Source organism: Streptomyces sp. NPDC013455 (genome assembly GCF_040632975.1).
GTDB lineage: Bacteria > Actinomycetota > Actinomycetes > Streptomycetales > Streptomycetaceae > Streptomyces.
On sequence record NZ_JBEYCX010000004.1, the window covers coordinates 35,126 to 49,848 of the forward strand.

12 protein-coding genes are annotated in these 14,723 nt (G+C 73.5%); 6 read left to right on the top strand and 6 right to left on the bottom strand.

Translation table 11 applies throughout. From position 1 onward, the window contains the following. A complete protein-coding gene (locus tag ABZ576_RS08845) occupies window positions 1–930 on the bottom strand; it encodes a hypothetical protein (RefSeq protein WP_360737713.1) in 930 nt (309 codons plus the stop codon). Window positions 931–1,407: 477 nt separating this feature from the next. Here ABZ576_RS08845 and ABZ576_RS08850 point away from each other — a divergent pair, with 477 nt between their 5' ends. From ABZ576_RS08850 to ABZ576_RS08860, 3 genes are all read left to right on the top strand, one after another. After that, window positions 1,408–2,397, top strand: coding sequence for an aldo/keto reductase (locus ABZ576_RS08850; RefSeq protein ID WP_360737716.1), 990 nt, complete (start codon window positions 1,408–1,410; stop codon window positions 2,395–2,397). 157 nt (window positions 2,398–2,554) lie between these two features. After that, a complete protein-coding gene (locus tag ABZ576_RS08855; RefSeq protein ID WP_360737719.1) occupies window positions 2,555–4,672 on the top strand; it encodes a SpoIIE family protein phosphatase in 2,118 nt (705 codons plus the stop codon). Between the two features lie 260 nt (window positions 4,673–4,932). Beyond that, the gene (locus ABZ576_RS08860) at window positions 4,933–6,237 is read left to right on the top strand and encodes an MFS transporter (RefSeq protein ID WP_360738375.1); all 1,305 of its coding nucleotides are present in this window, start codon (window positions 4,933–4,935) and stop codon (window positions 6,235–6,237) included. A gap of 15 nt (window positions 6,238–6,252) precedes the next feature. Here the strand turns inward: ABZ576_RS08860 and ABZ576_RS08865 are convergent, their stop codons facing one another. From ABZ576_RS08865 to ABZ576_RS08875, 3 genes are read right to left on the bottom strand one after another with little or no spacing between them, the layout of a single operon-like run. Continuing rightward, entirely contained in the window at window positions 6,253–6,984 is a 732-nt protein-coding gene (locus ABZ576_RS08865) for a metallophosphoesterase (RefSeq protein ID WP_360737722.1), read from the bottom strand. After that, window positions 6,981–7,259 carry a BON domain-containing protein gene (locus tag ABZ576_RS08870; RefSeq protein ID WP_360737724.1) on the bottom strand — a complete coding sequence of 93 codons (279 nt, stop codon included), beginning with the start codon at window positions 7,257–7,259 and terminating at the stop codon, window positions 6,981–6,983. The genes ABZ576_RS08865 and ABZ576_RS08870 overlap by 4 nt, the downstream gene beginning before the upstream one ends. Beyond that, window positions 7,256–7,960: a hypothetical protein gene (locus ABZ576_RS08875; protein ID WP_360737726.1), complete on the bottom strand. Its 705-nt coding sequence runs from the start codon at window positions 7,958–7,960 to the stop codon at window positions 7,256–7,258. The genes ABZ576_RS08870 and ABZ576_RS08875 overlap by 4 nt, the downstream gene beginning before the upstream one ends. 281 nt (window positions 7,961–8,241) lie before the next feature. On the opposite strand from ABZ576_RS08875, the gene ABZ576_RS08880 reads away from it, so the two are divergent. Further along, window positions 8,242–9,387, top strand: a complete 1,146-nt coding sequence (locus tag ABZ576_RS08880) for a PP2C family protein-serine/threonine phosphatase (RefSeq protein WP_360737728.1) — start codon at window positions 8,242–8,244, stop codon at window positions 9,385–9,387. A 173-nt stretch (window positions 9,388–9,560) separates the two neighbouring features. Continuing rightward, a complete protein-coding gene (locus ABZ576_RS08885) occupies window positions 9,561–10,643 on the top strand; it encodes a glycerophosphodiester phosphodiesterase family protein (protein WP_360737730.1) in 1,083 nt (360 codons plus the stop codon). A 384-nt stretch (window positions 10,644–11,027) separates the two neighbouring features. On the opposite strand, the gene ABZ576_RS08890 is transcribed toward ABZ576_RS08885, so the two are convergent. Together ABZ576_RS08890 and ABZ576_RS08895 are read right to left on the bottom strand one after the other, a co-directional pair. Next, entirely contained in the window at window positions 11,028–11,843 is an 816-nt protein-coding gene (locus tag ABZ576_RS08890; protein ID WP_360737732.1) for an SAM-dependent methyltransferase, read from the bottom strand. A 65-nt stretch (window positions 11,844–11,908) separates the two neighbouring features. Beyond that, window positions 11,909–12,784 carry a helix-turn-helix transcriptional regulator gene (locus ABZ576_RS08895; RefSeq protein WP_360737734.1) on the bottom strand — a complete coding sequence of 292 codons (876 nt, stop codon included), beginning with the start codon at window positions 12,782–12,784 and terminating at the stop codon, window positions 11,909–11,911. A gap of 584 nt (window positions 12,785–13,368) precedes the next feature. On the opposite strand from ABZ576_RS08895, the gene ABZ576_RS08900 reads away from it, so the two are divergent. Continuing rightward, on the top strand, window positions 13,369–14,667 hold the full coding sequence (locus tag ABZ576_RS08900; RefSeq protein WP_360738377.1) for a phosphatase PAP2 family protein: 1,299 nt from the start codon (window positions 13,369–13,371) through the stop codon (window positions 14,665–14,667). Window positions 14,668–14,723 lie beyond the last annotated feature (56 nt).

Sequence of the window (14,723 nt, forward strand, 5' to 3'; positions counted from 1 at the left end):
TCACGGTGAGGCGCCCCTAGGGTCCCGGTCCGGTGCCACTCGGTCGCGGTGAGGCGCCACTGGGTCCCGGTCCGGTGCCACACGGTCCCGGTGAGGTGCCACCGGGTCGCGGTCCGGTGCCGCCGGGGCGCGGTCCGGGGCCGGGGTCCGCCGGGCCGGACCAGCGTTCGAGGGAAGGTGCGCAGACGTCGTCGGGGCACTGCGCACCGCGGAGCGGACGGCCGCGCGGAGCCGGTCCCGTCGGCCGTGCAGGAGCCCCAGGACGATCGCCGCGGCCACCGCGATCAGGTGCTCCCGGCCGGCCAGGTTGGGCACGGCGACGGACTCCCACACCATCGCGCCGCCGGTCAGTGTGAACACCACGGGCGCGCGCCGGACCACGGCCAGATAGGTGAACAGGCCGACGACGGCCGCGGAGGGCCCGGTGTCGAGCACCCGCCCCGCCTCGGGCGGCAGCCCGAGTCCCCACCAGCCGGGCCCGAGCGCGATCATCAGTCGGGCGCCGAGGGTGCCGGCCAGGGTGGTGGCGTAGGCGATCACCAGGGTCCGGGCCCGGCCCAGGGTCAGTTCGGCCAGGGCGAAGGCGAGGAACAGCTGGGTGAGGCCCGCCCACACCGGCAGGTCGAGTGCCGGGACGTACAGGGAGACGGGGGTGCGCAGCAGCGAGAGCCACAGCGGCAGGTCTGCCTGGACGCCGCCGAGCCGCCGCACCCACAGCGCTCCGGCGGGGTGCTGGGCGATGTCGTGGAAGAAGACGACGCCGGACGCGGCGGCGAAGGCCAGCAGCAGGCCGGACAGTCCGCGCCGCGCGAGCCGCCGTACCGGGTCGACGACGATGGCGTGCCACTCGGCCCGCAGCGTGCCGCAGGTGACCCGGGCCGACCGCGCGAGCAGCGCGCGTAACCGCCCGGTGCGCGCCTCGGCGGTCATGGGGCCCGGCGGCCCGTCGCCTTCGGTTCCCCCGTCATCCCGTCGCCCCCTCCGCCTCGCTCCCGGTGGTCGGCCGTCCGAGGCGTTTGTCCGTCATCCATCCGTTTCCGGCGCCATCGTATAGATGTACGGATCTCTCCCCGGGCGTGCCGCGATGTGGGAAGACGCACAGGTGTACGGCGCGGAAAGCCCAGGCGGAGAGGCAACCCGCACCCCCGGGGACGCGTCCGGCGAGGCGGCCGTGATCACCGGTGCACCGGGGGCCGGTACCTGCCCGGCTTGCGCTGGAGTGCGCTCCAGGTCGTAGCGTCACGGAACACCGGGGCGTACGAGGGCCTGTCGGCCGGTGTTCCACGGGATGCCGGACGGCCCGATCCGTCGCTAGATGGACTAGACGGACCGGACGGACCCGACGGGCGAGGGCCTTCGTGCCGTCCGGAACGACGATCGAGTGTGCAGGAAAGGCTGGGACACGGCATGCGGAAGCGCAGTCTGCGGGACCTCCAGGTATCGGCCATCGGCCTCGGGTGCATGGGCATGTCCGCCTTCTACGGCTCCACCGACGAGGAGGAGGGCATCGCGACCATCCGGCGCGCCCTCGAACTCGGCATCACCTTCCTCGACACGGCGCAGGTCTACGGACCGCTGAGCAACGAGTCGCTGGTGGGGAAGGCGATCCGGGGCCACCGCGACGAGTATGTGATCGCTACGAAGTTCAACTACCGGATGGACGACGCGGTACCGGGCGACATGAGCACGGTCGGCCGCCAGGACGGTTCCGCCGAGCACGTGCGCAGTTCCGTCCACGGCTCCCTGGAGCGCCTGGGCACCGACCACATCGACCTCTACTACCAGCACCGGGTGGATCCGAACGTGCCGATCGAGGAGACGGTCGGCGCGCTGGGCGAGCTGGTCGCCGAGGGCAAGGTGCGGGGCATCGGACTGAGCGAGGCGAGTGCCGAGACCATCCGGCGCGCGCACGCCGTGCACCCGATCACCGCCGTGCAGAGCGAGTACTCGCTGTGGTCACGGGAGGTGGAGGCCGAGGTGCTGCCCGCCTGCCGGGAGCTGGGCATCGGTTTCGTGCCCTACTCGCCGCTCGGCCGCGGCTTCCTCGCGGGCCGCTTCTCCTCCCCCGCCGAACTGGACGCGGACGACTGGCGCCGTGACAACCCGCGCTTCACCGACGCCAACCTCGACGCGAACCTGCGGCTCGCGCGGAAGGTGAAGGAGATCGCCGCCGAGAAGGACGTGACCCCGGCCCAGCTGGCCATCGCCTGGGTACTGGCCCAGGGCGAGGACCTGGTGCCGATCCCCGGCACCAAGCGCCGCAGCTACCTGGAGCAGAACGCCGGCGCGGTCGGTGTCGAGCTGACCGCGGACGATCTGGCCCGCATCGACGCCGAGCTGCCCGAGGCGGCGGGCGAGCGCTACGACGAGGCGGGCATGCGGACGGTCAACCGCTAGCAGGTGTCTCAGCGGTCAGGCCGGATCGCCGGGAGCCCGGGATGATCGGCGAGTCGCCCTTCAGGTCCGTGCGGCGGTGGCCGCGGCGACGGCCGTGCGGCACCGGACGCCGGGTGCCGCACGGTCTGCCGGCCGCCGCTGAGGCTGGAGGTGCCATGTGACCGGCGCGGTCGATCCGGACGGCCCCACCGAGGAGCTGGACGGCGTCTTCACGGAGGCGGTGCGCCGCACCGGCGCGTCCATCGGGGCGCTGTACCTGCTCACGCCGGACGAACAGCTGCTGCGGCTGGACGCGGTGTGCGGTGTGCCGGCCTCGCTCGCCGCGCCGTGGGCGCGGATCCCGGTGTCCGCGGCCGCGCCGGTCGCGGACGCGGTCCGCGAGGAGCGCGTGGTCTGGCTCGGCAGCCAGGAGCAGATGGCCCGCTCCTATCCGCGCACGGCGATGGTGCTGCCGTACCCCCTGGCGATGGTCGCCGCGCCCGTCACCGGTGTCCGGCGGTGGGGGGCGCTGCTGCTGATGTGGCCGGCCGGCCGGCCGCCCCACATGACGCGGCGGGAGCAGAGCCATGTCATGGCGCGGTGCCGGCAGCTGGCCCGGGTGCTGGAGGAGGGTGCGGAGCGCGGCCAGGCCCCGCCGTCCGGCGCGGAGCCGCGTGTCCTGCCCGGCGGGACGGGTCGCCCGCCCGTGGCCCCGGCGCTGGCCGCCGCCGACTTCGTCGAGCGGCTTCCCGGCGGCAGCTGCTCCCTCGACCTGGAGGGGCGCGTCACGTACGTCAGCTCCGGGGCCTGCGCCCTGCTCGGCACCGATGCCGGCCGGCTGCTGGGCACGCGGCCCTGGCAGTCCCTGCGCTGGCTGGACGACCCCGCCTACGAGGACCGCTACCGGGCCACGGTGGTCACCCGGGAGCCCGCCTCCTTCACCGCGCGCCGGCCCCCGGACCAGTGGCTGGAGTTCCATCTCTTTCCCGACGGGAGCGGGATCAGCGTCCGGATCATCCCGGCCGGAGCCCCGGGGCTGCCCTCACCGGCTCCCCGCCGGTCCGGGCCGGCCGCCGCCCCGGCCGGCGCGGGCCGCCTCTACCAGCTGCTGCACCTCGCCGCCGGGCTGACCGAGGTGGTCGGTGTCCAGGACGTCATCGACCTGATCGCCGACCAGGTCATGCCGGCCTTCGACGCCCAGGGTCTGGTGCTGTCCACCGCCGAGGCCGGCCGGCTGCGGATCACCGGCCACCGCGGTTACCCACCGCACACCGTCGAGCGTCTCGACGGCCTGCCGCTCGACACCGCGTTCACCCCCGCCGGGCAGGTCCTGCGCAGCGGCGTCCCCGCGTTCTTCTCCGACCCGGAGGAGATGCGGCGCGTGTACCCCGAGGCCGTCCCGGTCAGCGGCAAGCGGGCCTGGGCGTTCCTGCCGCTGATCACCTACGGCCGGCCCGTCGGCTGCTGTGTCCTGTCGTACGACGGCCCACACGAGTTCCCGGCCGAGGAGCGCGCGATCCTGACGTCGTTGGCCGGTCTCATCGCCCAGGCCCTCGACCGGGCCCGGCTGTACGACACGAAGCACGATCTGGCCCACGGTCTCCAGCAGACCCTCCTGCCGCGCAGCCTGCCGGCCGTGCCCGGTCTGCGGGTCGCCGCCCGGTACCTGCCCGCGACCCGGGGCATGGACATCGGCGGGGACTTCTACGACCTGATCCGGCTCGGCGACGACGCGGCGGCGGCCTTCATCGGTGACGTCCAGGGGCACAACGTCGCCGCCGCGGCCCTGATGGGGCAGGTCAGGACGGGGGTGCACGCCCACGCGACGGTCGGTTCGACCCCGGACCGGATCCTGTCCGGCACCAACCGGCTGCTCGTCGATCTCGGCCCCGACCTGTTCACCAGCTGTTTCTGCGCCCACTTCGACCTCGCCCGGGGGCGGGCCACCCTGGCCAGCGCCGGCCATCCGCCTCCGCTGCTGCGCCTCGCCGCGGGTGCGGCGCGGCCCGTCGACGTTCCTCCGGGACCGCTCCTCGGAATCGACGCCGGCGCCGAGTTCCCGGTGACCGAGATTCCGCTCGCCCCGGGTGCGCTGTTCGTGTTCTACACCGACGGCCTCATCGAGCGGCCCGGTGTCGACCTCGACGAGGCCATGGCCGCCCTCGCGGACCGGCTCGCCGGTGCCGGCGACGAGGACCTGGAGCGGCTGACCGACACGCTGCTGGAACAGGCCGGTTCGTCCGTCGAGCGCATCGACGACATCGCGCTGCTGCTCCTCCAGGCCACAACACGGTGACCGGGCTGGGGCAGGGTCTGTGAGGAAACCCACGCGAGGACCCAACCGGGGTGCGGCGCAAGGCGTTTGGGGGCTTCGGGCCCGTGCTCGCGAACGCGGTGGCGGCGACTCGCCCGCCCCGTCTGCCACCATGGTCGGCGCCATGACCAGGCGGCCCGGCCGTGCGACGCAGCCGGCCCGACGGGCTCCGCCGGTCTCCCCCGTCTTTCCCGGTTGCCGAGTACCCCGCCGTGCCCTCTTCCTCTGCCCTGTCCACGTCCATGCCCAGCCCCGCCCCGGCCTCCCGTTCGCCGTGGCGGTCCCTCCGGTACCGGAGCATGCGGTGGTGGTCGGTGGCGAACTTCGTCTCCAACGCCGGCACCTGGATGCAGCTCACGGTGCAGAACCTGCTCGTGCTGCACATCACGGGCTCGGCCGCGGCGACCGGTCTGTCGATGTCCGTGCAGGCGGCGCCCGCACTGTTCGTGAGCCTGCTCGGCGGGGCGGCCGTGGACCGCTGGCCCCGGAAGCTGACGGTCGCGGTCAGCCAGGCCCTGCTCGGCGCGGTGGCCTTCACCACCGCACTGCTCGTGGCGCTGGACCGGATCGACATGACCGCCCTGCTGGTGCTGGCCGCCGTGACCGGCGTCATCGCCACCGTCGACGGGCCGGCCTGCGCGCTGCTCGGCAACGATCTGGTGCCGGCGGCGGACGTGCCGTCCGCGATCGGTGTCGGCGCGCTCGTGCACAGCGCGGGCCGGCTGGTCGGCACCGCCCTGGCCGGGGTGGCGGTCGGCTTCCTCGGCACGGCCTCCGCGTACGCCGCCAACGGGCTGTCGTTCCTCTTCGTGGCCTCGGTGGTGCCGTTCCTGCGCCCGGCGCCCGGCGTCGCCGAGGGCTTCGCGGCCGGGGCGCGGGCCGTCCCGGCGCGCGGCGGGATGACCGTGCGGGAGGGCCTGTCCTTCTTCGCGCGCAGGCCCCGCCTGGTCGCTCTGGCGTCCATCACCGGGATCAGCTCCGTCTTCGGCCGCAACTACGGCCTGACCCTCGCCGTCCTGGTCACCGGGCCGCTGGCGGGTGGTGCCGGGGCGTTCGGCACGGTCTCCACCGTGCTGGCCGTCGGCGGCATCCTCGGCGCGGTGCTCGGCGCCCGGCTGCGCAAGCCGTCCGTGCGGACCGTGGGCGTGCTCGCGGCGGCCGGCGCGCTGCTCCAGGTGGTGGCCGGCCTGTCGCCGTCGCTGGCGGTGCTGCTGGTGCTGGTGCTGCCGATGGCGGTCGTGGAGTCCGTCTCCGACACCGCCGGTACGGCCGTGCTCCAGACCGATCCGCCGCCGCACCTGCGCGGCCGGGTGCTCGGGGTGTGGAGCAGCATCGGCACGGTGTGGAGCCTCGGCGGGCCGCCCTTGCTGGGCCTGCTGATGGAGTGGGCGGGCGCGCGCGGGGCCCTGGTCGCAGGCGGGCTGCTCATCGCCGGGTCGATCGGCGCGGGCCTGCTGGTGCGCCGCCGCGGCGCCCCGGTGACGCTGACGCTGCCCGCGAAGGACGGCGACGTCACCGGCCGTGAGGCCCTGAGCACGGCGGCCTGAGCGGCCGCGCCTGCGTCACTCGCGCCGGCCGGGCAGGTGGTACACGTGGAACGCCTGCCCGATCACCGGCTGGGCGACGTTGCGCACCCGGACGCCCCCGCTGGTCATGCCGTGCTCGGTGCCGGCGTGGGCGTGCCCGTGCACCGCCAGGTCGGCGCCGCCGGTGTCGATCGCCTCCGCCAGCAGGTAGCTGCCGAGGAACGGGTAGATCTCCAGCGGCTCCCCGGCCAGGGTGTCCGGCACGGGAGAGAAGTGGGTGAGGGCGATCCGTACGTCGCAGTCCGACTCGTCCAGGTGCTTCAGGGCGCCGTGCAGACCGTCGGCGCACCGGCGGCTGTAGCGGACGAACTCCTTCATGAGGGGTTCGCCGAACTCCCCCGCGCAGCGGCCGACGAAGCCGCCGCAGAATCCCTTGGTGCCGGCTACGCCGATGCGGGTGCCGTCGGCGCTGACGACGGTGGCCTGCCCCTCCAGGACGTGCGCGCCCGCGTCGCGGAGGATGGCGGTGACCTCCTCGGGCTTGTCGTCGTGGTGGTCGTGGTTGCCGAGCACGGCGACCACGGGCACCCCGAGGTCCTTGATCTCGCGGGCGACGATCGCCGCCTCCTCGGGGGTGCCGTGGCGGGTGAGGTCGCCGGCGAGCAGCAGGACGTCGGCGCAGCCGGGCAGTGTCTCGAAGGAGGGACGCAGGGTCCCCTGGCTCTCGGGGCCCATGTGGATGTCCCCGACGGCCGCGACGCGGATCATGTCAGGTCCTCTCCGTGGTTCGGCGAGGAGGTCCCCGCGATGAGCAGGTCGCTGTGGACGGGGTGCCCCGCCAGTTCCTCACGGGCCATGCGCAGGATGTCGTCGCGGCACTGGGTGGACGGCACCGTGCCGGTGAGCAGGACGGCGTCACCGCGCATCTCCAGCCGGACGCCGAGTTCCCCCAGCTCGCCGGCGGCCAGGTGATCGGCGAGGTGGGCGATGCGGTAGTCCAGGTTCCGTGCCGCCGGCGGGGTCGGCGGGCTGGTGTCGGTCATGACTGCCCCTCCTGGACGTCGATCACGTGCAGCCGTTCGAGGAGGAAGAGGAACGCGGCGGGCATGGGCTGGTCGCCGCAGGACGCGCGGACCACGTTCCAGTCGACCTTCTCGCGGACGGCGCGGGCCACCGGCAGGACCGATCCGAAGTCACAGTAGTGCTCGGAGAAAGCGCTGATCAGGCTGTGGATCAGATCGGTCGGGCAGAGGACCGGCATGAGGACCGAGTCGACCGGCAGCACGTGGGCCCGGTCGAGCATGGCGCGGGTGACGGGCTGGTGCGCCAGCGCGAAGATGATGTCGACGTTCTGCCCGTGGCACGTGGTCTTGAGCAGCCAGTCCTCCGGCGGTACCCGTACCTCGAGACCGGCCTCGCGCAGCGTGGCGGCCACCGCTTCGGCGTCGTCGGGCAGGATGGCGAAGTCGGCGTCGTGCTGGAGGTAGCGGCTTCCGCCGTGGGCGTACACGGCCACACTGCCGGCCAGCGCGAAGGGGTGGCCGGCGCGTTTGAGCAGCGCGCCGATCTGCTTGGCGGCCTCCAGGATCGCCTGGCTGCGGTCCTGCGGCAGCTCCTGCGGTTCCGGTGGCACGGACGGATCCGGCCCGGGCTCCGGCTGCCGGGCCGCTCCGTCCGTGGCGAGACGGAGTTCGGTGATCTCCGGTCGCCGGAGGGGCGCGGTTTCCTCCCCGTTCTGCGTCATGACCTCTCCATTCGGCACCCTGCACTCCCGGACGGCCGGGTCGGCCCCGGGGCAGCTACGGGTACCCGGCGCTCCGCCACCGACACGGCGCCGCGCGAAAGGTTCAGCCCTCCGTGTCAGGTACCGGGGCGGGCCTGACCTCGGCGGAGGGCGTCGCCTCACCGCGGCGCGCCGGCGGAGGCTCGTTCAGTGGTGGGCGGCAGGCGGCCGGGACGGGACAGGCGGCCCGCCACCCGGGCGGCGAGTGGCCGCCCGACCGGCCGGGGAGCACGCTGGTAGGCATGGCACCCCGGCTCCGGCGCGCGGGTCGGCGACAGCCGTGGCCGCCGGCCCCCGCCCTGATGCTGCTCCCGGTCGCCCTCATCGTGTTGATCACGGTGGTGGATCTGCGGGTCCCGACCCACATCCACCTCGGGCCGGCCCTGGTGATCGCGCCGGCGCTCACCCCCTCCTTCGCCGGCCCCCGGACCACGGCGGGCATCGGCGCGCTCGCGGTGGCCGCTCAGGTCTTCATCGGTTTCCACCACGGCGGCATCGGCACCACGAACCACATCGTGCAGATCATCACCCTCTCGGTCCTCGTGGTGCTCACCGTGCTGTACAGCGCCCTGCGGGAGCGCCGGCAGGCGCAGCTGGCCCAGGTCCGCACGGTCGCCGAGGCCGCGCAGCACGTCCTGATGTGGCCGCTGCCCGAGCAGATCGGCACGCTGCGGATCGCCTCGCTCTACCTGGCGGCGGAGGACGAGGCGCAGATCGGCGGCGACCTCTACGCGACGACCCCGTGCGACGGCTCGGTCCGTGTGCTCATCGGAGACGTCCGCGGCAAGGGCCTGCCCGCCATCGGCGAGGCGGCCCTGCTGCTCGGTGCCTTCCGGGAGAGCGCCCACCGGCACATCCCGCTGGCGGACCTGGCCTCCTCCCTGGACCAGAGCATCACCCGGTACGCGGCCGACCTGGAACCGCCGGAGGAGGCCGGCGAGCGGTTCGCCACCGCGCTGCTCGTGGAGATCCCGGACCGTGATCCGGTCACCCGCATGACCAGCTGCGGGCATCCGCCGCCCCTGCTGCTGAGCCCCGGGCACGTCGTCACGGTGCCGAGCCTGCATCCGTCGCCGCCGCTCGGGGTGCACGCCCACGCCGAGCACATCCTGGACGTGTTCTCGTTCGAGCAGGGCGACACGCTGCTGCTGTACACGGACGGGGTGGTGGAGGCCCGGGACGAGCACGGCCGGTTCTATCCGCTCGCCGACCGGGTCGCGCGGTGGACGGAGGACAGCCCCGAGGCGCTGATGCACCACCTGCGACGCGATCTGCTGGCCCACGCCGGCGGCCGGCTCGGCGACGACGCCGCCCTCATCGCGGTGCGCCGCACACCGACCGAGCGCCGTCGCCTCCACGGCCGCGGCGAGCAGACCAGGCACGGTTGAGCGGGCCGCTTCCCGGCCCCGGGGCCTCGCGTTCGACCGCCGTTGCCGCGGAGTTCAGTCCGCGGGGTGGCCCGTGGTGTCCGGGCGTTGCGAGAATCTGCGGCGTCTTCGCGCCCTCCGGCCCCACGCCTGACGGCGTGCACACGTCCGCTCCGACCCGATCGAGGTTCCGGATGTTCGTACGACACCGGCCCGTACGCGCACGACACCTGCTCGCCGGCCTGGCACTGCTGCCGGCGCTGCTGTCCCCGGTGGCCGCCCAGGCGGCGCCGGGCGGCCCCGAGAAGGCCCGCTTCGACCTCCAGGCGCACCGCGGCGGCCTCGGCATGACCACCGAGGAGTCCCTGGAGGGCTTCGGCAAGGCGTTGCGGCTGGGGGTGTCCACGCTGGAGCTGGACACCCACGTCACCAAGGATCTGAAGGTGGTGGTCAACCACGACCGCCGGATCAGCGGCGTCAAGTGCCGGGACACCGGCCCGGTCACCCCCGGCGACCCGATGTACCCGTACGTCGGCGCGTACATCAAGGACCTGACCCTGGCTCAGCTGAAGACGCTGGACTGCGGCTACCGGCAGCTGCCCGGCTTCCCGGAGCAGGAGGTGGTCGAGGGCTTCCGGATGGTGGAGCTGAGGGACGTCCTCGACCTGGTCAGGAGCTACCGTGCCCGGGGCGTGACGCTGAACATCGAGACCAAGGTGGAGGCGGGCGCGCCGGAACAGACCGCTCCCCGCGAGGTGTTCGTCCGCCGGGTGTACGAGGAGATCCACCGCTCCGGCATCGAGCGGCAGGTCACCATCCAGTCGTTCGACTGGGGCGCGCTGAGGGTGATGCACCGGCTGGCGCCGAAGTGGCCGCTGGTGGCGCTGACCAACTACGACTTCCTCCAGGTCGGCGAGGACGGCGCGTCCCCGTGGCTGGGCGGGATCGACGTGGACGACCACGGCGGGGACTTCGTCAGGGCCGCCGCGACGCTGCCCGGGGTCACGACCCTCTCCCCCAACTACGGCTTCCCGCAGAACGGCAAGGTCGGCGACCCCGGGTTCCGGTTCTACTCGGACGCGGCGATGGTCGCGCGGGCCCACGCCCGGGGGCTGAAGGTGGTGCCCTGGACCTGTGACGACCCGGCGACCGTCGAGGCGCTGATGGACCTGGGTGTCGACGGGATCATCACCGACTACCCCGACCGCGTACGCCGGATCATGGCCGACCGCGGTATGCCGCTGCCCCGGCCGTACCGGCCGCACGGCCGCGGCTGACGGACGCGTGCGGCCGACGGGGCGGCGGGGCGGGCGGCCCCGCTCCGAATGGGGCGGGGCGGGACCGCGCGCCCACGGACGGCGCTGCGTTCGCTTCCCCCGGTACTTCGCGACCGGACCGGTACCGGCCGTCGACGGACCGTAAGACAGCGTTCGCCCCGCCGTGGTTCCGCTCCCCCGCGCTTTTCCGCGAGGGCGGTCCCCGGCGCCTCCCACCGGCTCCCGCACCCGGTGGACGGAGCCCCCGGGGCACGGCCTCGCACGCCGGGCTGCGTGCACGGTGTGCGCGCTTGGCGCCGACGGGCCGGGACACGGCCCCGGCCCGTCACGGGACGGGTCGGGGCCGGGGTCCGGGAGGTGGGTCGGACCCCGGCCCCGGGTCTGTCACGGCTTGCGGGCGACCGCGCCGTACATGGCGATGTCCTCGTCGCGGACGCCCTGCTCGCCGCTGCCGTCGGGGTGCCACTTGTGCACCTGGACGATGCCCGGCTCGACCAGGTCGAGGCCCGCGAAGAACGCGTGGGCCTCGTCCCGGGTGCGCAGCCGCATCGGCATGTCGCGGGCCGCGTACTCGCGGGCGACCCGGCCCACCTCCTCGGGCGCGAACTCGGCGGTGCCGATCGACATCGCGAGATGGCTGCCCGGGGGCAGCGGCTCCAGCAGCCTCCGGACGACACCGACGGCGTCGTCCGCGTCCAGCATGAAGTGGACGATCGCGATGACGGTGAGGGCGACGGGCCGGCTCAGGTCCAGGGTCGCGCGCAGCTCGGGCGCCCGGAGGATGGCCGCCGGGTCACGGAAGTCGGCCTCGATGTACGCCGTCCGGCCCTCGGGGGCACTGGCCAGCAGGCCCTGGGAGAGGGTGAGCACGATCGGGTCGTTGTCGACGTAGACGACCCGGGACTCGGGAGCCACGGCCTGGGCGATCTCGTGCAGGTTGGGCGAGGTCGGGATGCCGGTGCCGATGTCCAGGAACTGCCGCATGCCCGCCTCCTCGGCGAGCCAGCGCACGGCACGGTTCATGAAGTCGCGGTTGGCGCGCATGTGCACCGGGAGCGCGGGCCACTCCCGCGCCATCGCGTCGCCCGCCTCCTTGTCGGCGGGGTAGTAGTCCTTGCCGCCGAGCACGTAGTCGTAGATGCGTGCGGAGTGGGCGTTCTCGGTGTCGATCCGGTCGGCCGGCCATCCGTTGTCGGACAACGCCGTGTCTCCCATTCGGTCGGGGGTCGGGGGCTTCGCGTGGGCGGGTGCGGGGCGGGGGCCGGTCACCACTCCTCACGCAGCGCACCGAGCAGGGACTCGGTCTTCCTGGCGGGCGCGGCCTGGGCGCTCAGCCGGTCCAGTGCCTCCCGGTGGACCACGACGTCGTCGGCCTTGTCCAGGTAGGCGGCCCCGACGAGCCCGTCGCGGTAGGCGATGTCGGGCAGTTCGCGGGCGCGGAACCGCAGAAGGTGGAAGGCTCCGGCCCACAGGGCGGGATGCGGTCCGTGGGCGAACGGCATCAGCTGCACGGTGACGTGGGGCAGCCGGCCGGCCTCGATGAGGTGGTCGATCTGCGCGCGCATCACGTCGGGGCCGCCGACCGGCCGGCGCAGCGCGGTCTCGTCCATCACCACCCACAGCCGCGGCGGCTCCGGCCTGGTCAGCAGCTCCTGGCGGCGCATGCTCAGCGCGACCCGGCGTTCGGTGGCCTCGGCGGAGGCGTGCGGATGGGCCGCGGTGAGCAGGGCGCGGGCGTAGTCCTCGGTCTGGAGCAGGCCGTGCACGAACTGGTCCTCGTACGCGCGGATCTGGACGGCCGCCTGCTCCAGGCTGAGGTAGGCGGCGAACCAGTCGGGCACGACGTCGCGGTAGGCGTGCCACCAGCCCCGCTTGTTGGCCTCGCGCACGGACCGGAGGAAGGTGCCGATCTCCTGCGGGTCGGTGACGCCGTACACCTGGAGGAGTTTCTCGGCGTCCGCGAGCCGCAGCCGGGCCACCTTGGCGGCCTCCATGCGGCGGATCGTCGAGTGGCTGACCCCGATGGCCGCGCCCGCCTCGTCGTAGCTGAGGCCGGCCCGGGTGCGCAGGTCCTCCAGCTGTCTGCCGAGGATCATGCGCAGCACGGAAGGGGCGCCGCCCCAGTCGGTCTCCGTGGTCACGCCCACCTCCTCGGTTGTGGTCCGGGTGCACCCTCGTACGCGATCGGCCCGCCCATTCGATCACGTTCTGCCGGACGCAGCATGCACATGGCCACTTGCAAATTTCAACTTGCCGGTTGCGCTGCCTGCTTGACGGGGGTCCGGCCACCGGCGCCACCTCGGCTCCCAGCCGGTGGGGCACCGCCAGGTAGGGTGCCCGGATGGCACCAAAGGGGGCGGAGGCTGTGAAGCGAGCGGGTTCGGCGCCGGCAGGCGGCGCGGTGACGGCGCGGGCCCTGCGCGCCCTTGACGAGCGCGGCACCGCCGGGGCCCGGAGTGAGCCGGGACCGGCGTACCGGCCCCCTCCGCGTCGGACCGCCGGCGCGTGACCGCCCGGGGGCGACCACCCGGCCCGCCGCAGCGTGCCCGACCAGCGAATTCCCGCCCGCACCGCTCCGATATCATCCTCGGACTCACGCGCTGGAATCGACCCGTTCAAACCGACATCTCACACATCGGCCAAACAATTGATACCTAGACAATCGCGGGTGTCTCCGCGAATAAACGGCAGAACCGAGGTCGCCGCGTGGCGTCAGCCGCGGGCGATACTGTGGGCGACCGTCTCGGTGACGGCCCTCGGATTCCTCATCGCGCTGGAGATCACCGCGCGGCACTACGGCCTGCCGGGGCCGATGACCAACCAGGTGCGCGAGGTGCTGTTCCCGCCGAAATCGGGTTTCCTCCTCTACGGCGCCATGGCGTTGATGATGGTGGTGCTCACCTGGCGGCAGCGGCTCATCGCGGCCGGTGTCGCGCTGGGCATCGACGCCGTCTTCTTCCTGGTGCGCTGGGCGGCCGGCATCCCGATCTCCCCCGGCCACCCCTTCGGCAGCGGCGCGTTGTGGGTGCTCCTGGGCTGTGCGGTCATCGCCGTCACGCGCCGCACGGGCCGGGAACGCGTGCTGCTGCTGAAGGGCGTCGGGCTGGGCCTGCTGCTGGTGGCCGGCCGCAAGACCGGCGACACCTGGCTGTACATCACGGCGAAGAGCCGCCCGTCGGTGCTCGACCAGTACGTGGCGACCGCCGATCACGCGCTGGGCAACCCGTCGTGGGTGGTGGGCCGGCTCGTCAGGGCCTCGGGTCCGGTCGGCTACCACATCCTCGACTACGTCTACGTCCAGCTCGCGCTGGCGGCGGTCGTCGTCTCGCTGTACCAGCTGCGCCATGTGGCGGTCGAGCGCCGCTTCCCGGCCCATCATCTGGTGCGCACGTTCCTGGTCATCGGTCTCCTGGGACCGGGCATCTACATGATCTACCCGGTGGTCGGACCGATCTTCGCCTACGGCCCGGGCGCCTCCGGCACCGGCGGCCTGGAGTGGGCGGCGGCCAACCTGTGGCCGCACACGCCGACACCGCTCACCGCCCCGCACCACATGACGTACGACGGGCTGACCCCGCGCAACTGCATGCCGAGCCTGCACACGGCGTGGGCCACCGCCATCTTCATCCACTCCCGCAAGGGCCCGCGCGTCATGCGGTACGCGGGCACCTTCTGGCTGATCGCCACGCTCGGCGCGACGCTGGGATTCGGCTACCACTACGGCGCGGACATCGTCGCCGGTGTGGTCTTCACGCTCACGATCGAGGCGGGCCTGCGCTCGCAGGCCCGCGGCTGGGACCGGTCGGGGACCCGGCTGGTCGGCTACGGTGCGGCGGTCTTCGCCGCGCTGCTGCTCTCCTATCGCTTCCTGCCGATGGAGATGGCCACCTATCCGTGGCTGTTCGGTCCGCTTGTCGTCCTGGCGGCGGCCTCGGTCGTGCACCTGTACGTGCGGACCACCAGGCTGTGGGATCCGCAGGCCGTGCCGGTGCGGCAGCCGGCACCGCAACCCGAACCGGTGTAGGAGCCGGCGGCGGTGGACCGCCGCACGATCCGCTTTTTCGGCCGACAGGTCGCCCC